This is a genomic window from Candidatus Accumulibacter sp. ACC003 (assembly GCF_907163085.1).
Classification (GTDB): domain Bacteria; phylum Pseudomonadota; class Gammaproteobacteria; order Burkholderiales; family Rhodocyclaceae; genus Accumulibacter.
On sequence record NZ_CAJQTX010000007.1, the window covers coordinates 163044 to 175234 of the forward strand.

Consider the following 12191-nt stretch of genomic DNA (forward strand, 5'->3'; position numbering starts at 1 on the left):
CTGATGTTGCAGCAGTTCCTGGCGCGCCTGTGGTCGCGTCTGGTCGCGCATGTCGACGTGCCGCTGTTGCTGATCACCCTGACGATCATGGCGATCGGTTTGACAACGGTCTTCAGCGCCACCTACGACGACGACAACCGGCTGCTGGCACAAACGCTGAACATGGCCGTCGGGCTCATCGCGATGTGGGCAGTGGCGCAGTTGCCACCACAAAAACTGATGCGTTTCGGCGTCCCGCTCTACGTCCTTGGCCTGCTGTTGTTGATTCTGGTTTTCTTCTTCGGGATCAAGGTCAATGGCGCCAGGCGCTGGTTGTCGCTGGGGTTTACGCGGGTGCAACCGGCAGAACTGCTCAAGATTGCCGTGCCGTTGATGCTCGCCTGCTACTTTCACAAGCACGAAGCGCTGCTCAAGTTTCGTCATTACGTCATCGCCTGTCTGCTGCTGCTACTGCCGTTCGCGCTGATCGCCAAGCAGCCGGACCTTGGAACGGCGATTCTCGTTGGCGCCGCCGGCTTTTACGTGATCTTCTTTGCCGGTTTGTCGTGGTGGGTGATCGGCGGCCTGTTGGCCGTCGCCGCCGGCGCCACTCCTTTTGCGTGGACGATGCTGCATGACTACCAGCGGAAGCGCATCCTGACCTTGATCGACCCGACTACCGATCCACTCGGCTCGGGTTATCACATTATCCAGTCGACCATCGCCATTGGCTCGGGGGGGAGCTTTGGCAAGGGCTGGCTGGCCGGCACGCAGACGCACCTGGAGTTCATTCCCGAGCGCCACACCGACTTCATCCTGGCCGTCTTTTCGGAGGAGCGCGGCTTGCTGGGCAACGGCATTCTGTTGCTGCTCTACCTGTTGCTGGTTGGTCGCGGGCTGATGATCGCCGCCAAGGCGTCGACGGTTTTTGCGCGAGTGATGGCCGGGTCGGTGTCGCTGAGCCTATTCACCTATGTTTTTGTCAACATGGGGATGGTCAGCGGGGTGCTGCCCGTGGTCGGTGTACCACTGCCGTTCATGAGTTATGGCGGCACCGCGCTGGTGACGCTGTCGGTTGGTATCGGCATTCTGATGAGCATCCACTCGCACCGCATGCTGGTCAGGACATGACGCGCACGAACTCGGGATTTGGCGTGCGCGTGGGCCGCTCTGTGCTCTGCTTGTCGGCCCTGGCGGTGCTGCTTGCCGGTTGTGGCGGCCAGCCGTCACGATCAACGACTGGCGAGCAGGCATCTGGCAAGATGGCGCGCAAGTCGGGGGTAGTACAGAAGCGCGGCGGCGGCTATTACAAGGACGATGGCCCGGGCGATCAGATTCCCGACAATCTCGATGAGATTCCCGACGCGCAGCCGCAGTTGGAGCCCTTGCATCGCTTCGCCAACCGGCCGTACGTCGTCCTCGGCAAATCTTATCAGCCGAATACCGACCTGGCACCGTACCGGCAGCAGGGCGTTGCCAGTTGGTACGGGAAGAAGTTTCACGGACAGAAGACGTCGATCGGCGAGCGCTACGACATGTTCTCGATGACCGCTGCGCACCCGACGCTGGCGATCCCCTCGTATGCGCGAGTGACCAATCTCCGCAACGGCAAATCGGTGGTCGTACGGGTCATCGATCGTGGCCCCTTCCACGCTGACCGGATCATCGATCTGTCGTACGTCGCCGCCTATCGGCTGGGCTACGTGGACGACGGCAGTGCGCAGGTGCAGGTCGAGTCGATTTTGCCGGACGAGGTGACGGCGATGAGCTACGCGCAGGTGATGCCGGCGGCACGTCCGGGGAATGCGCTGCCGGCTGGCGGCCGTGACCAGATCGAAGTGCTGGCGGCAAACCTGGGCCTGGAATTGGCGTCAGTGGGGTCAGTGCCGTCAGTGGCGTCGTCAGCGCTGCCGGAATCCTCGCCGCCGCCGACACCGCCAACGGCTCTCTCGCCGGCCGTGGTATCGACCGCTACGGCAGCAGCTGCGTCGCCGCCGGCGCACGGTGTCTTCCTGCAGCTGGGCGCCTTTGCCAGCGCCGACAACGCCGAGAGTTTGCGTTTGCACCTGACGCGTGAACTCGATTGGCTCAGCGAGGGGGTTGTGATCAATGCCGGCGGTGGCATGCATCGCGTGCACATGGGCCCCTATCGCAACCGTGCCGATGCCGAAGCAATCGCCGAGAAGATTCGGCTGGCGCTGGGTTACAAGCCGACTTTCGTCAGCCGCTGATCAGTGGTCGTCAGACGTCGGCGCCAGCGCTCGGAATACGCCATGGACGACCTTCTTGCCTTTTTCCAGCTGCACCTCCTGGCCGACGATTTCCACGGGAACGATCGTGCCGTCGAGCTTGACGACGGTGCTGCGGAGCGCTTCGCTGGTGTCGGTCTTGATCAGCGTCAGCAACTGGCCAATGTCCAGGCGGTCGTCGGCGCTGTGAAGCTCGCTTTGTAGTACGCCGAGAAGCTGCTGCAGCTGTCGTCCGAACAGCCGTTCGGCCTGCGGATTGGCGTCGAGAACGAGCCCGGTGCGAGCATCGGCAATCAGGATCGCGTCGCGGCCGCCGGCGAACAGTGCCTGCCGCAGGCTGTTGGCATCGCGCAGTTCTTCCTCGAGCTGGTGCAACTGGTTTTGCAGCAGCGCCAGGCTGACCAGGTTGGCGACCGAATTCGCGAACAGTCGTTGCACCGAAGACCAGGCCGAGTGCGGCCCGACGCGTTCGATGCAGAGCACCCCCTGCAGTTCGCCATTGACGTGGATCGGCGAGTTGATGACCGCGCTGATGCCGTTCATCAGCAGGTAGTCCTCGGTGAAGGCCCGCGTCGTTGGGTGCTGCATGGCATCGTCGGCGACGATCGCCTCGCCGCGCTCGAGCGCCCGGAAGTATTCCGGGTAGCGGGCGGCGTCGAGGGTCGTTCCGAGGCTGTGCCGATTGCGCGATAACTCGTAGAGATCGATGCATTCGAGACTCGCGCGCTGCGCCGTGAAGCCCCACAGACTGACCCGTTCGATGTCGAGCGAGCGCCCCGTTGCGGCGGTCAGATGGCGCAGGGTGTCATCCAGGCTATGGCTGGAAAACCCCAATCTTGACAGCTGCGCAAAGGCAGCTTGCAGGTCGAGTGAGCTTGGACGTGGTCGAAAGGGTGGCAACATGGGGGTCCAGTAAAGCCCACATGCGCGTGGGCCGGCAGGCCGGGGAACAGCGCCCATGCTACGTGTCGCTCGGTGGTAGCCGCTGTGCATTTTGTCACGGAGAGTGGCAATTCCAGGCCTGGCCTGGTGCCAAATCCGTGCAGGCCAGAGCGGGCAGGCTTGTTATAATCCGGCTTTTGCCAAGAAACCCGTCATGCTCAAGCTTCGATCCCTCATTCTTGTATTGCTCTGTCTTCCGTTTCTCGCGACGGCTCAATCCTTGCCGACGCCGCCCTCGCTGGCTGCCAAGTCCTGGCTCCTTCTGGACATGACCGCCGGCCAGGAGCTGGCCGCGCAGGCGCCCGATGAGCGTCTTGAACCGGCGTCGCTGACCAAGTTGATGACCGCCTATCTGACTTTTTCGGCACTCAAACAGGGCACCATCAAACTCGACCAGGAAGTGCTGATCTCGCGCAAGGCCTGGAAGACCGGCGGTTCCAGGATGTTCATCCAGGTCAACAGCGAGGTCAAGGTCGACGATCTGATCAAGGGGATGATCGTCCAGTCGGGTAACGACGCCTGCGTGGCGCTGTCCGAAGCGATCGCCGGCGACGAGGAAAACTTCGCGCAAATGATGAACCGTGAGGCGCAGCGTTTGGGCATGAAGGGTTCGCATTTCCGCAATTCGAACGGTCTGCCCGACGCCGACCACTACACGACGGCGCGCGACCTGGCGACCCTCGCCAGTGCCTTGATTCGCGACTTCCCGGAGGAGTACGCGAAGTATTACTCGATGAAGGAATTCCGCTACAACGACATCACGCAGCCGAACCGCAATCGGCTGCTGTGGATCGATCCGACCGTCGATGGCCTGAAGACCGGCTACACTGACGCGGCAGGCTATTGCCTGGTGTCGTCGGCGAAGCGCGGTCCGCGCCGTTTGCTGTCGGTGGTGCTCGGCGCCAAGTCGCCCAATACGCGGATCCAGGAATCCCTGAAGCTGCTTAACTATGGCTTTCAGTTCTACGATGGCGTGCAGCTCTATGCCAAGAACGACCCGGTATCGAGCCTGAAGGTCTGGAAGGGTCAAGAGAGCACGGTCAAGATCGGTTTCCCCGAGGACCTGGTGGTCGTCGTTGCCAAGGGCTTCGGGCCGAAAATCAAGACCGAACTGGTCTCTGAGCAGCCTCTGCTGGCGCCGGTGGCGCTGGGGCAGAAGCTGGCCACGCTGAAGGTCAGCGTGGACGGCAAACCCTACGCTGACTATCCGGTAGTGGCGCTCGAAGCCGTGCCGGCGGCGGGGATCCTGGGCCGGGCCATGGACACCGTCCGGATGTGGTTCAACTAGGCGGCGCATTCGCCATTCGCCATTCGTCCGATTGTCCGATTGTCCGGCGGCGTCGCCACGTGAGGAATTGCCAATGACCGCCTACCTGAACGGCCAGTTCCTGCCGCTCGACGAGGCCAGGATCTCGCCGCTGGATCGAGGATTCCTTTTCGCCGACGGCGCCTACGAAGTCGTTCCGGTGTATCAGCGCCGGCCTTTTCTCGTCGAAGCGCACCTGCAACGTCTGCAGCGCACGCTCGATGGCATCGGGTTGCCCAACCCGCACACTTTCGCCGTCTGGCGCGAACTGCTGCAGCGCGTGCTCGCCGATAGCGCGTTCGACGATCAGGCGCTATACCTGCAAGTGACCCGCGGTGCCGATAGCAAGCGCGAGCACGCCTTTCCGAGCGCCGTCGCGCCGACGGTATTCATCTGCTCGCACGCGCTGGTGTCACCGTCGGCGGCGCAGCGCGAGCTCGGCGTCGCAGCGCTGAGTGTGGCCGACAGCCGTTGGCTGCATTGCGACCTGAAGACCGTTGCGCTGTTGGCCAATGTTCTGCTACGGCAGCAGGCGGTTGCTGTCGGCTGCGCCGAAGCGATCATGCTTCGTGACGGGTTGCTGACCGAGGGAGCGTCTTCCAATGTCTTCCTGGTCAGCGACGGAGTACTGCTGACGCCGCCGGCGGACCAACGCATACTGGCCGGCATCAGCCGCCAGCTGGTGCTCGAACTGGCGGACCGGAACGGCGTGCCGTGCGAGATTCGCGACGTTTCGGAGGCCGAAATGCGCAGCGCCGACGAGCTATGGCTGACTTCGTCGACCCGCGAAGTGCTGCCGGTCAGCACGCTCGACGGCCAAGCGGTCGGTAGCGGCGTTCCCGGTCCGCTGGGACGGCAGATGGCCGCCTGGTACCGCGCCTATCGCGAGCAGGCGACGAGGCGCGTCGATGTCTGAAGAGCAAGACACGCTGTTCGAGTTCCCGTGCGAATTCCCGCTCAAGATCATGGGTCAGGCCAACGCCTCGCTGGCGCAGGCGGTCGTCGAGGTAGTGCTGCGGCACGCTGCGGACTTCGACGCGGCAACCATGGAAATGCGTGCTTCGAGCGGTGGCAAGTACGTCAGCCTGACCTGCACCATCAACGCCACCAGTAAAGCGCAACTCAATGCGCTGTACCGGGAACTGAGCGGCCATCCGCTGGTCAAGATCGTTCTGTGACGGACGAACGGCGGCCTGCCGGCGTCGGCCTCGATGGTCAGGCGCTGTCCTTGGTGCCAGCGACGCTCCTGCCGCCGCTGGTCCGTCAGCTGGGGCGCACCGACTACCAGCAGACCTGGCGCGAAATGATCGACTTTACGGCCGCACGCGGCGATCAGACCCGCGACGAATTGTGGTGCTGCGAGCATTGGCCGGTGCTGACCCTGGGTCAGGCCGGCAAGCCGGAGCACTTGTTGGCCGACCTCGGCATCCCGCTGGTGAAAAGCGATCGGGGCGGCCAGATTACCTACCACGGTCCCGGCCAGGTCGTGATCTACGTGCTCCTCGACCTCGCTCGCCGGCGCTTGAAAGTTCGCGAACTGGTGTCGGCCATCGAGCAGGCGGTGATCGACCTGCTGGCCGGCCACGGCGTCGGCGCCGAGCGTCACGGCGGTGCGCCGGGGGTCTACGTTGGGCCGGCCAAGGTCGCCGCACTTGGCCTGCGCGTCCGCAAGAGTTGCAGTTATCACGGCGTCAGCCTCAACGTCGATATGGATCTGTCGCCTTTTGCGGCGATTAATCCTTGCGGCTACCCGGGGCTGCCGGTCACCCAGACCAGCGACCTCGGCGTCGCGCTGACGCCGGCGGAAGCGGCGACGGCATTGGCCAGCCATCTCGCAGCACAACTGGAGCGCAAGCAATGAGCAGTCAGAACGAAGATCGCGAAGATCATGCCGTGAGCAAGCCAGGCGCCAAAGTTGCCGGCGTCAAGGAGCGCGGCGAGCTGAAGACCGCGCGCATTCCGATCAAGATCGTCCCGCAAGCGCCACAGCGCAAGCCCGACTGGATTCGGGTCAAGGCCGGCAACTCGGCTGGCCGCTTTGGCGAAATCAAGAAGCTGCTGCGCGAACAGAATTTGCATACCGTTTGCGAAGAAGCGGCTTGTCCCAATATCGGCGAGTGTTTCGGTCGCGGCACCGCCACGTTCATGATCCTCGGCGACATCTGTACGCGCCGTTGCCCGTTCTGCGACGTCGGTCATGGCAAGCCGCTGCCGCCCGACGTCAACGAGCCCGCCAATCTCGCCGCTAGCGTGGCCCAGCTCAAGCTGCGCTACGTGGTGATTACCAGTGTCGATCGCGACGACCTGCGTGATGGTGGCGCGCAGCACTTCGTCGACGTCATCGGCGCGGTGCGGCAAAGCTCACCGACGACGACCATTGAGACACTGGTTCCCGATTTTCGCGGGCGTATGGAGATTGCCCTGGAAGTGCTTGGCAAGTCCTTGCCGGACGTCCTCAACCACAACATGGAAACGGTGCCGCGTCTGTACCGGCAGGCGCGTCCGGGTGCCGACTACGCGCATTCGCTGGCGTTCATGAAAGGCTTCAAGGCGCGCTATCCGCAGATCCCGACCAAATCCGGGCTGATGGTCGGCCTTGGCGAAAGCGACGACGAGATCCTCGAAGTGCTGCGCGACTTGCGCGCCAATGGCGTCGAAATGCTGACCATCGGCCAGTATCTCGCGCCCTCCGGCCACCACCTGCCGGTGGCTCGCTACGTCCATCCGGAGGTTTTCAAAATGTACGAGGAAGAGGCCCTGGCGATGGGCTTTAGCGGCGCCGCCTGCGGACCGATGGTGCGCTCCAGCTACTGGGCCGATGTCCAGGCTGAAAGCGCCGGCGTTGGCTGATGAACGCGTCCGGTGGCGGCTTGTCGGTTGCTCCGCGGCCGCGCCGCCGGCAGGCGAGCGAGCTCTGCCGGCGATCAGTTGTAACGGACGAAGCGCGCCGGATATTGCGCCGTGGCCCAGGCCATGAACAGATACTTGACCGTCTTGCCGATCGCCACGGCGACCAGGATGCCCGGCGACGAGACGTTGGCCAGGGCGCAGAAGAGCAGGGCGGGCGTCTGCGGCATTGGCGATCCGGCAATGATCAGGATCGCCAGCAGGCCCCAGCTTTGCAGCCATTCGCTGGCCAAGCGCCAGACTTCCGTGGTTTGCAGTTCGGGGTAGCGCGCGAGGACCAGGTCGCTGCCCAGATACTGAAAGATCTCGACCAGCGCGGCCGCCCCGAAGCCGCTGGCGACGCCACAGAGCACGGCCAGGTTTGCCCAGCGCCGAGGCGCCAGCAAGACCGCCGGAATCAGCACGGCGACGAAGGGAAAACTGAAGGTGATGGTGGTCACAAAGGCGATCAGCGCCACCACCAGCGCATAGTAGCGATGGCCGACGCTGCGCATCAACAGGCGCCGCAACCAGTCTGGGAGCAGGTGTGTCTTCATCGTACAGGCCCTCCTGGTCGCTGCCCGTGCTGCCTTGGCCATGCGTTGGAGCAAGCGCTGCTATCGCTACGGCGCCACTTCGATCGTCGCACGGCTTGTGCCGGCGTCCGCGGGCAGGCTATCCTTAGGCGCTCGCGCCGCTGCGGGTAGGCAAATCTCACCGAGGATATCCTGCGCATGTGTTGTACCGTACAAATAGTCGCCATTGTATGCGCGCCGCTCGGCGTTAAACACGGCGGGACGCCTGGCGGCGGCAATCTGTTTGGCCAGGCGAACACCCTGGCCCGCAAAGTCTGCGCCGGACAAGCCGCCGGGCTTTGCGGCGTGCTCGATCAGCAAGAGTTCGGTCGTGAACGCTAGCTCACCAAGACGGCACACGCCAGCGCCTGGCTGTCGATCAAGCCGCCGACGCGGGCGACTGGCGGCGACTTTGCCGGCGCTGGCTGGCAGCTGCTGGCTTGCGGCGTCATTGGCAAGTCAGCGGCGGCGCCTGTGCCGGCCGACACGGCTTGTTTCTGGCGGTGCGGCGAACAGGCTTTGGTCAATTGGCCGGCTATTGCGGCTTGCCGATCAGCGTATCGCGCAAGGCGTTTGGCGCTGCTGGCCACCGTGAGGAGTTCTGCGTCTTGAAGCTGCTACTGGCCTTGTTGGCCTCAGCGCTGTCCGGACTGGCGCTGGGTGAATCGGCTTCGACGCTCTACAAGGCGAGCGATTGGCCGGATACGCCGACGGTCGTTGCCGGTCGCGCGAGCTTTTACGGAAAGCGATTCACCGGCCGGAAGACGGCCTCCGGCAAGCATTTCCATCACGAAGACGTTTCGGCGGCAAGCAACCGCTTTCCCCTCGGCACAATGGTCGCCGTTCGTCGCCCCTCTTCTGCCTTGTGCATCGTCGTCCGGATCAACGACCGGATGGGGCGCGGCGGGCGCGTGATTGACCTGTCACGGGCCGCGGCCGAGAAGCTGGGAATGATTGAGGTGGGCGTCACCGACGTCGAAATCGTCCGCCTGCCGAAACCACTGATCGGTCACGAACGTGCTTGCACGCTGGCCTTCGCGCCGCCGGTTCGGCTCCCTGCTGCCGAGGGGCTGGTGGCCGACAGTGACGGCGACGCGTTCTCTGCCGACAGCCTTGCGGGTGGCGTTGGCGTCCGCTGACGCCGGCAGCTGATTCAGCGTGGACGTGCGCACTGTTCGAGCTTGCCAAGCCGCCGTTGACCTGGCCTGGCAAACTCGGGAATACTGCTCCGCGGGGTGTCCGCCCGGCGATCCGGGCCAGGGAGGGAGGTGAGCATGGTGACGAACGAGGCGGCGACCGACGAGCCCAACGACAGTGGCCCGGAGCAGAACAGTGAAGCGCCCCGCGGCAAAAAATCGGTCACCCTGTCGGGCGTGCTGGCCGGCGACACGGCGATTTGTTCGGTCGGGCGTACCGGCAACGACCTGCATTATCGCGGCTACGATGTCATTGCCCTCGCCGAGCATGCAACCTTCGAGGAAGTGGCGTACCTGCTGCTCTACGGGCGCTTGCCCAGTTTGACGCAACTCAACCAGTACCGGAAGAAACTCAAGACGCTGCGCGGCTTGCCGGTGCGGCTCAGGCCGGTGCTGGAAAACCTGCCGGCGTCGGCGCACCCGATGGACGTCCTGCGCACGGGTTGCTCGGCCCTGGGAACGATCTTGCCGGAAGCGCAGGATCATAATCCCGGCGCTGCCCGCGAGATCGCCGACCGGCTGATTGCCAGCTTCGGGTCGATGTTGCTCTACTGGTACCACTGGTCGCACAACGGCCGGCGCATCGAAACCGAGACCGACGATCCGTCGATCGCCGCGCACTTCCTCCACCTGTTGTCCGGCAAGGCGCCGTCGGCGCTACACGCCAGCAGCCTCGACCGCTCGCTGGTGCTCTACGCCGAGCACGAGTTCAACGCCTCGACCTTTACGGCGCGGACGATTACCGGGACCGGTGCCGACCTCTACGCGGCGCTCAGCGGCGCCATCGGCGCGTTGAGCGGCCGACGACACGGTGGCGCCAACGAGGTCGCTTTCGAGATTCAGAGCCGCTACAACGACCCGCAGCAGGCCGAGCAGGACATCTGTCGGCGGCTGGCCGGACGCGAGATCATTATCGGTTTCGGCCACCCGCTTTACACCATCGCCGACCCGCGCAGCAAGGTGATCCGCGCCGTCGCCCAGCAACTGTGCAGTGACGGCGACAATCGCGTCCTGTTCGACATCGCCAGTCGCATCGAGGAGGTGATGTGGGAACAGAAAAAGATGTTTCCCAATGTCGACTGGTTCTCGGCCGTCGTCTATCACATGCTGGCGGTGCCGACGCCGATGTTTACGCCTTTGTTCGTCATCGCCCGCACCAGCGGTTGGGCTGCGCACGTCATCGAGCAACGTATCGACGGAAAGCTGATCCGTCCGTCGGCCAACTACGTCGGTCCCGAGGTGCAGGACTTCATTCCGCTGGCGCAACGTCGCTAACGGTCATGACATGTTGAGATACCCCAGATCATAAAGTTATGACCGTTTCCCTCTCACTTGCAGTGCGCATTCCGGCTTGCACGCCGGAATCGTTCGCCGGGCAGGGAGCAGGCTCCCTGAATTCCCCGCCTCACCCCTGGCCCTTCTCCCGCAGGGGGAGACGGGAGTTTCGTGAGTCGCTTGCGCGACTTTCACATTAAGGCTTACCGGATGCCGACTGGCGAAAGCGAGCTGGCCAGCGGCCGTTGGCCTGGCGCGCTCGACTCGGCGGCCCGGTAGGCCAGAAACGCAGGAGCAGTAAGGATGTCATCGCCAATTCCAGACGCCCGCCCCGAGCCCGATCAGGTCCTGGTCGATATCGCCGACTACGTTCTGGATTTCCGGATCGAGTCGAGCGCGGCCTTCAATACCGCGCGCTATTGCCTGATCGACGCGCTCGGCTGCGCTCTCGAAGCGCTGCGCTACCCCGCCTGCGTCAAACTGCTCGGGCCGCTGGTCCCGGGCACCGTCGTGCCACACGGTGCCCGCGTTCCCGGCACCGACTTTGCGCTCGACCCGGTGCAGGCAGCGTTCAACATCGGCACGCTGATCCGCTGGCTCGACTTCAACGACACCTGGCTGGCTGCCGAATGGGGTCATCCTTCGGACAATCTCGGCGGTATTCTGGCCACCGCCGATTTCTTGTCGAGAACGCGCGTCGCCGCCGGTCAGCCGCCGCTGCAAATGCGGCTGGTGCTCGAAGCAATGATCAAGGCCTACGAGATTCAGGGCGTGCTGGCACTCGAGAACAGCTTCAATCGCGTCGGCCTGGATCACGTCGTGCTCGTCAAGGTGGCCAGCGCGGCGGTGTGCACCTGGCTGCTGGGCGGCGACCGGCAGCAGATCATCAACGCCGTGTCGCAGGCTTTTGTCGACGGCCAGCCGCTGCGCACCTACCGGCACGCGCCGAATACCGGCTCGCGGAAATCCTGGGCGGCCGGCGACGCGACGGCCCGCGGCGTGCTCTTGGCGCTGTTCTCGGTCCGGGGCGAAATGGGCTATCCGACCGCGCTGACCGCGACGACCTGGGGTTTCTACGACGCCCTGTTCAAGGGACAGGCCTTTCGCCGGTCGCGACCGTACGGCAGCTACGTGATCGAGAACGTACTCTTCAAGATCAGTTTCCCGGCCGAGTTTCACGCCCAGACGGCGATCGAGTGTGCCGTCGAACTGCATCCGCAGATGCTCGGACGCCTGGACAGCATCGCCAAGGTCGTCATTCGCACGCATGAGTCGGCGCTGCGGATCATCGACAAGCAGGGGCCACTGCACAATCCCGCCGATCGCGACCACTGTCTGCAGTACATGGTCGCCTTCGCGCTGATCGAAGGGCAGCTGAGCGCCGCCGCCTACGAGGACGAAGCCGCGGCGGACCCACGCATCGACGTGCTGCGCGCCAGGATCGAGGTCGTCGAAGAAGCCGCTTTTTCCGCCGACTACCTGGACCCGGCCAAGCGCTCGATCGCCAACGCCGTGCAGGTCTTCTTCGCCGACGGAACGTGCAGTGAAGAACTCCTGGTCGAATACCCGCTGGGCCACCGCCGTCGCCGCGCCGAAGGGATTCCGGTACTGCTCGAAAAATTCCGCAAACATCTCGCGCGCCACTTTTCGCCGGCGCGGCAAGCGGCGATCATCGACTCGTCACTCGACGTGCGCGGTCTCGGCTCGTTGGCGGTGAACACTTACCTTGACCACTATCTGCCCTGATTCCCGCCGGCACCGTTGCCGATGGGCACCGGCAGGG

General features: G+C 64.1%; 13 protein-coding genes. 11 read left to right on the top strand and 2 right to left on the bottom strand.

All coding sequences use genetic code 11. The features are described 5' to 3' along the window. Positions 1-3 precede the first annotated feature (3 nt). Both rodA and QZ656_RS16145 read left to right on the top strand, forming a co-directional pair. A complete protein-coding gene (gene rodA, locus QZ656_RS16140) occupies positions 4-1110 on the top strand; it encodes a rod shape-determining protein RodA (protein WP_291994352.1) in 1107 nt (368 codons plus the stop codon). After that, entirely contained in the window at positions 1107-2210 is a 1104-nt protein-coding gene (locus QZ656_RS16145; protein ID WP_291994353.1) for a septal ring lytic transglycosylase RlpA family protein, read from the top strand. The genes rodA and QZ656_RS16145 overlap by 4 nt, the downstream gene beginning before the upstream one ends. Here the strand turns inward: QZ656_RS16145 and QZ656_RS16150 are convergent, their stop codons facing one another. Continuing rightward, the gene (locus tag QZ656_RS16150) at positions 2211-3062 is read right to left on the bottom strand and encodes a GAF domain-containing protein (protein ID WP_291994354.1); all 852 of its coding nucleotides are present in this window, start codon (positions 3060-3062) and stop codon (positions 2211-2213) included. 262 nt (positions 3063-3324) lie between these two features. Between QZ656_RS16150 and QZ656_RS16155 the strand changes: the two genes are divergently transcribed. The 5 genes from QZ656_RS16155 (at position 3325) to lipA (ending at position 7326) form a co-directional block, all read left to right on the top strand. Beyond that, positions 3325-4458: a D-alanyl-D-alanine carboxypeptidase family protein gene (locus QZ656_RS16155; RefSeq protein WP_291994355.1), complete on the top strand. Its 1134-nt coding sequence runs from the start codon at positions 3325-3327 to the stop codon at positions 4456-4458. 73 nt (positions 4459-4531) lie between these two features. Next, complete coding sequence (locus tag QZ656_RS16160) at positions 4532-5392, top strand: D-amino acid aminotransferase (RefSeq protein WP_291994356.1); 861 nt, start codon at positions 4532-4534, stop codon at positions 5390-5392. Further along, complete coding sequence (locus tag QZ656_RS16165; RefSeq protein WP_291994357.1) at positions 5385-5654, top strand: DUF493 domain-containing protein; 270 nt, start codon at positions 5385-5387, stop codon at positions 5652-5654. The genes QZ656_RS16160 and QZ656_RS16165 overlap by 8 nt, the downstream gene beginning before the upstream one ends. Positions 5655-5722: 68 nt before the next feature. Next, the gene (lipB, locus tag QZ656_RS16170; RefSeq protein WP_291994694.1) at positions 5723-6337 is read left to right on the top strand and encodes a lipoyl(octanoyl) transferase LipB; all 615 of its coding nucleotides are present in this window, start codon (positions 5723-5725) and stop codon (positions 6335-6337) included. Continuing rightward, on the top strand, positions 6334-7326 hold the full coding sequence (lipA, locus tag QZ656_RS16175; RefSeq protein WP_291994358.1) for a lipoyl synthase: 993 nt from the start codon (positions 6334-6336) through the stop codon (positions 7324-7326). Before lipB ends, lipA begins: the two co-directional genes overlap by 4 nt. Before the next feature lie 74 nt (positions 7327-7400). Here lipA and QZ656_RS16180 read toward each other — a convergent pair whose 3' ends face one another. Then, entirely contained in the window at positions 7401-7919 is a 519-nt protein-coding gene (locus QZ656_RS16180; protein ID WP_291994359.1) for a hypothetical protein, read from the bottom strand. 177 nt (positions 7920-8096) lie between these two features. Between QZ656_RS16180 and QZ656_RS16185 the strand changes: the two genes are divergently transcribed. From QZ656_RS16185 to QZ656_RS16200, 4 genes are all read left to right on the top strand, one after another. Continuing rightward, a complete protein-coding gene (locus tag QZ656_RS16185; RefSeq protein ID WP_291994360.1) occupies positions 8097-8279 on the top strand; it encodes a hypothetical protein in 183 nt (60 codons plus the stop codon). 185 nt (positions 8280-8464) lie between these two features. Next, the gene (locus tag QZ656_RS16190) at positions 8465-9076 is read left to right on the top strand and encodes a septal ring lytic transglycosylase RlpA family protein (RefSeq protein ID WP_291994361.1); all 612 of its coding nucleotides are present in this window, start codon (positions 8465-8467) and stop codon (positions 9074-9076) included. Positions 9077-9211: 135 nt separating this feature from the next. Beyond that, positions 9212-10408, top strand: coding sequence for a 2-methylcitrate synthase (prpC, locus tag QZ656_RS16195; RefSeq protein WP_291994362.1), 1197 nt, complete (start codon positions 9212-9214; stop codon positions 10406-10408). Positions 10409-10711: 303 nt separating this feature from the next. Beyond that, positions 10712-12154, top strand: coding sequence for a bifunctional 2-methylcitrate dehydratase/aconitate hydratase (locus QZ656_RS16200; protein WP_291994363.1), 1443 nt, complete (start codon positions 10712-10714; stop codon positions 12152-12154). The last annotated feature ends 37 nt before the right edge of the window (positions 12155-12191 follow it).

Coding starts and splice junctions, on each gene's coding strand:
- QZ656_RS16145 (WP_291994353.1), top strand. CDS start 1,107: ATGACGCGCACGAACTCGGGATTTGGCGTGCGCGTGGGCCGCTCTGTG.
- lipA (WP_291994358.1), top strand. CDS start 6,334: ATGAGCAGTCAGAACGAAGATCGCGAAGATCATGCCGTGAGCAAGCCA.
- QZ656_RS16165 (WP_291994357.1), top strand. CDS start 5,385: ATGTCTGAAGAGCAAGACACGCTGTTCGAGTTCCCGTGCGAATTCCCG.
- QZ656_RS16155 (WP_291994355.1), top strand. CDS start 3,325: ATGCTCAAGCTTCGATCCCTCATTCTTGTATTGCTCTGTCTTCCGTTT.
- QZ656_RS16185 (WP_291994360.1), top strand. CDS start 8,097: ATGTGTTGTACCGTACAAATAGTCGCCATTGTATGCGCGCCGCTCGGC.
- QZ656_RS16200 (WP_291994363.1), top strand. CDS start 10,712: ATGTCATCGCCAATTCCAGACGCCCGCCCCGAGCCCGATCAGGTCCTG.
- prpC (WP_291994362.1), top strand. CDS start 9,212: ATGGTGACGAACGAGGCGGCGACCGACGAGCCCAACGACAGTGGCCCG.
- QZ656_RS16160 (WP_291994356.1), top strand. CDS start 4,532: ATGACCGCCTACCTGAACGGCCAGTTCCTGCCGCTCGACGAGGCCAGG.
- rodA (WP_291994352.1), top strand. CDS start 4: ATGTTGCAGCAGTTCCTGGCGCGCCTGTGGTCGCGTCTGGTCGCGCAT.
- QZ656_RS16180 (WP_291994359.1), bottom strand. CDS start 7,919: ATGAAGACACACCTGCTCCCAGACTGGTTGCGGCGCCTGTTGATGCGC.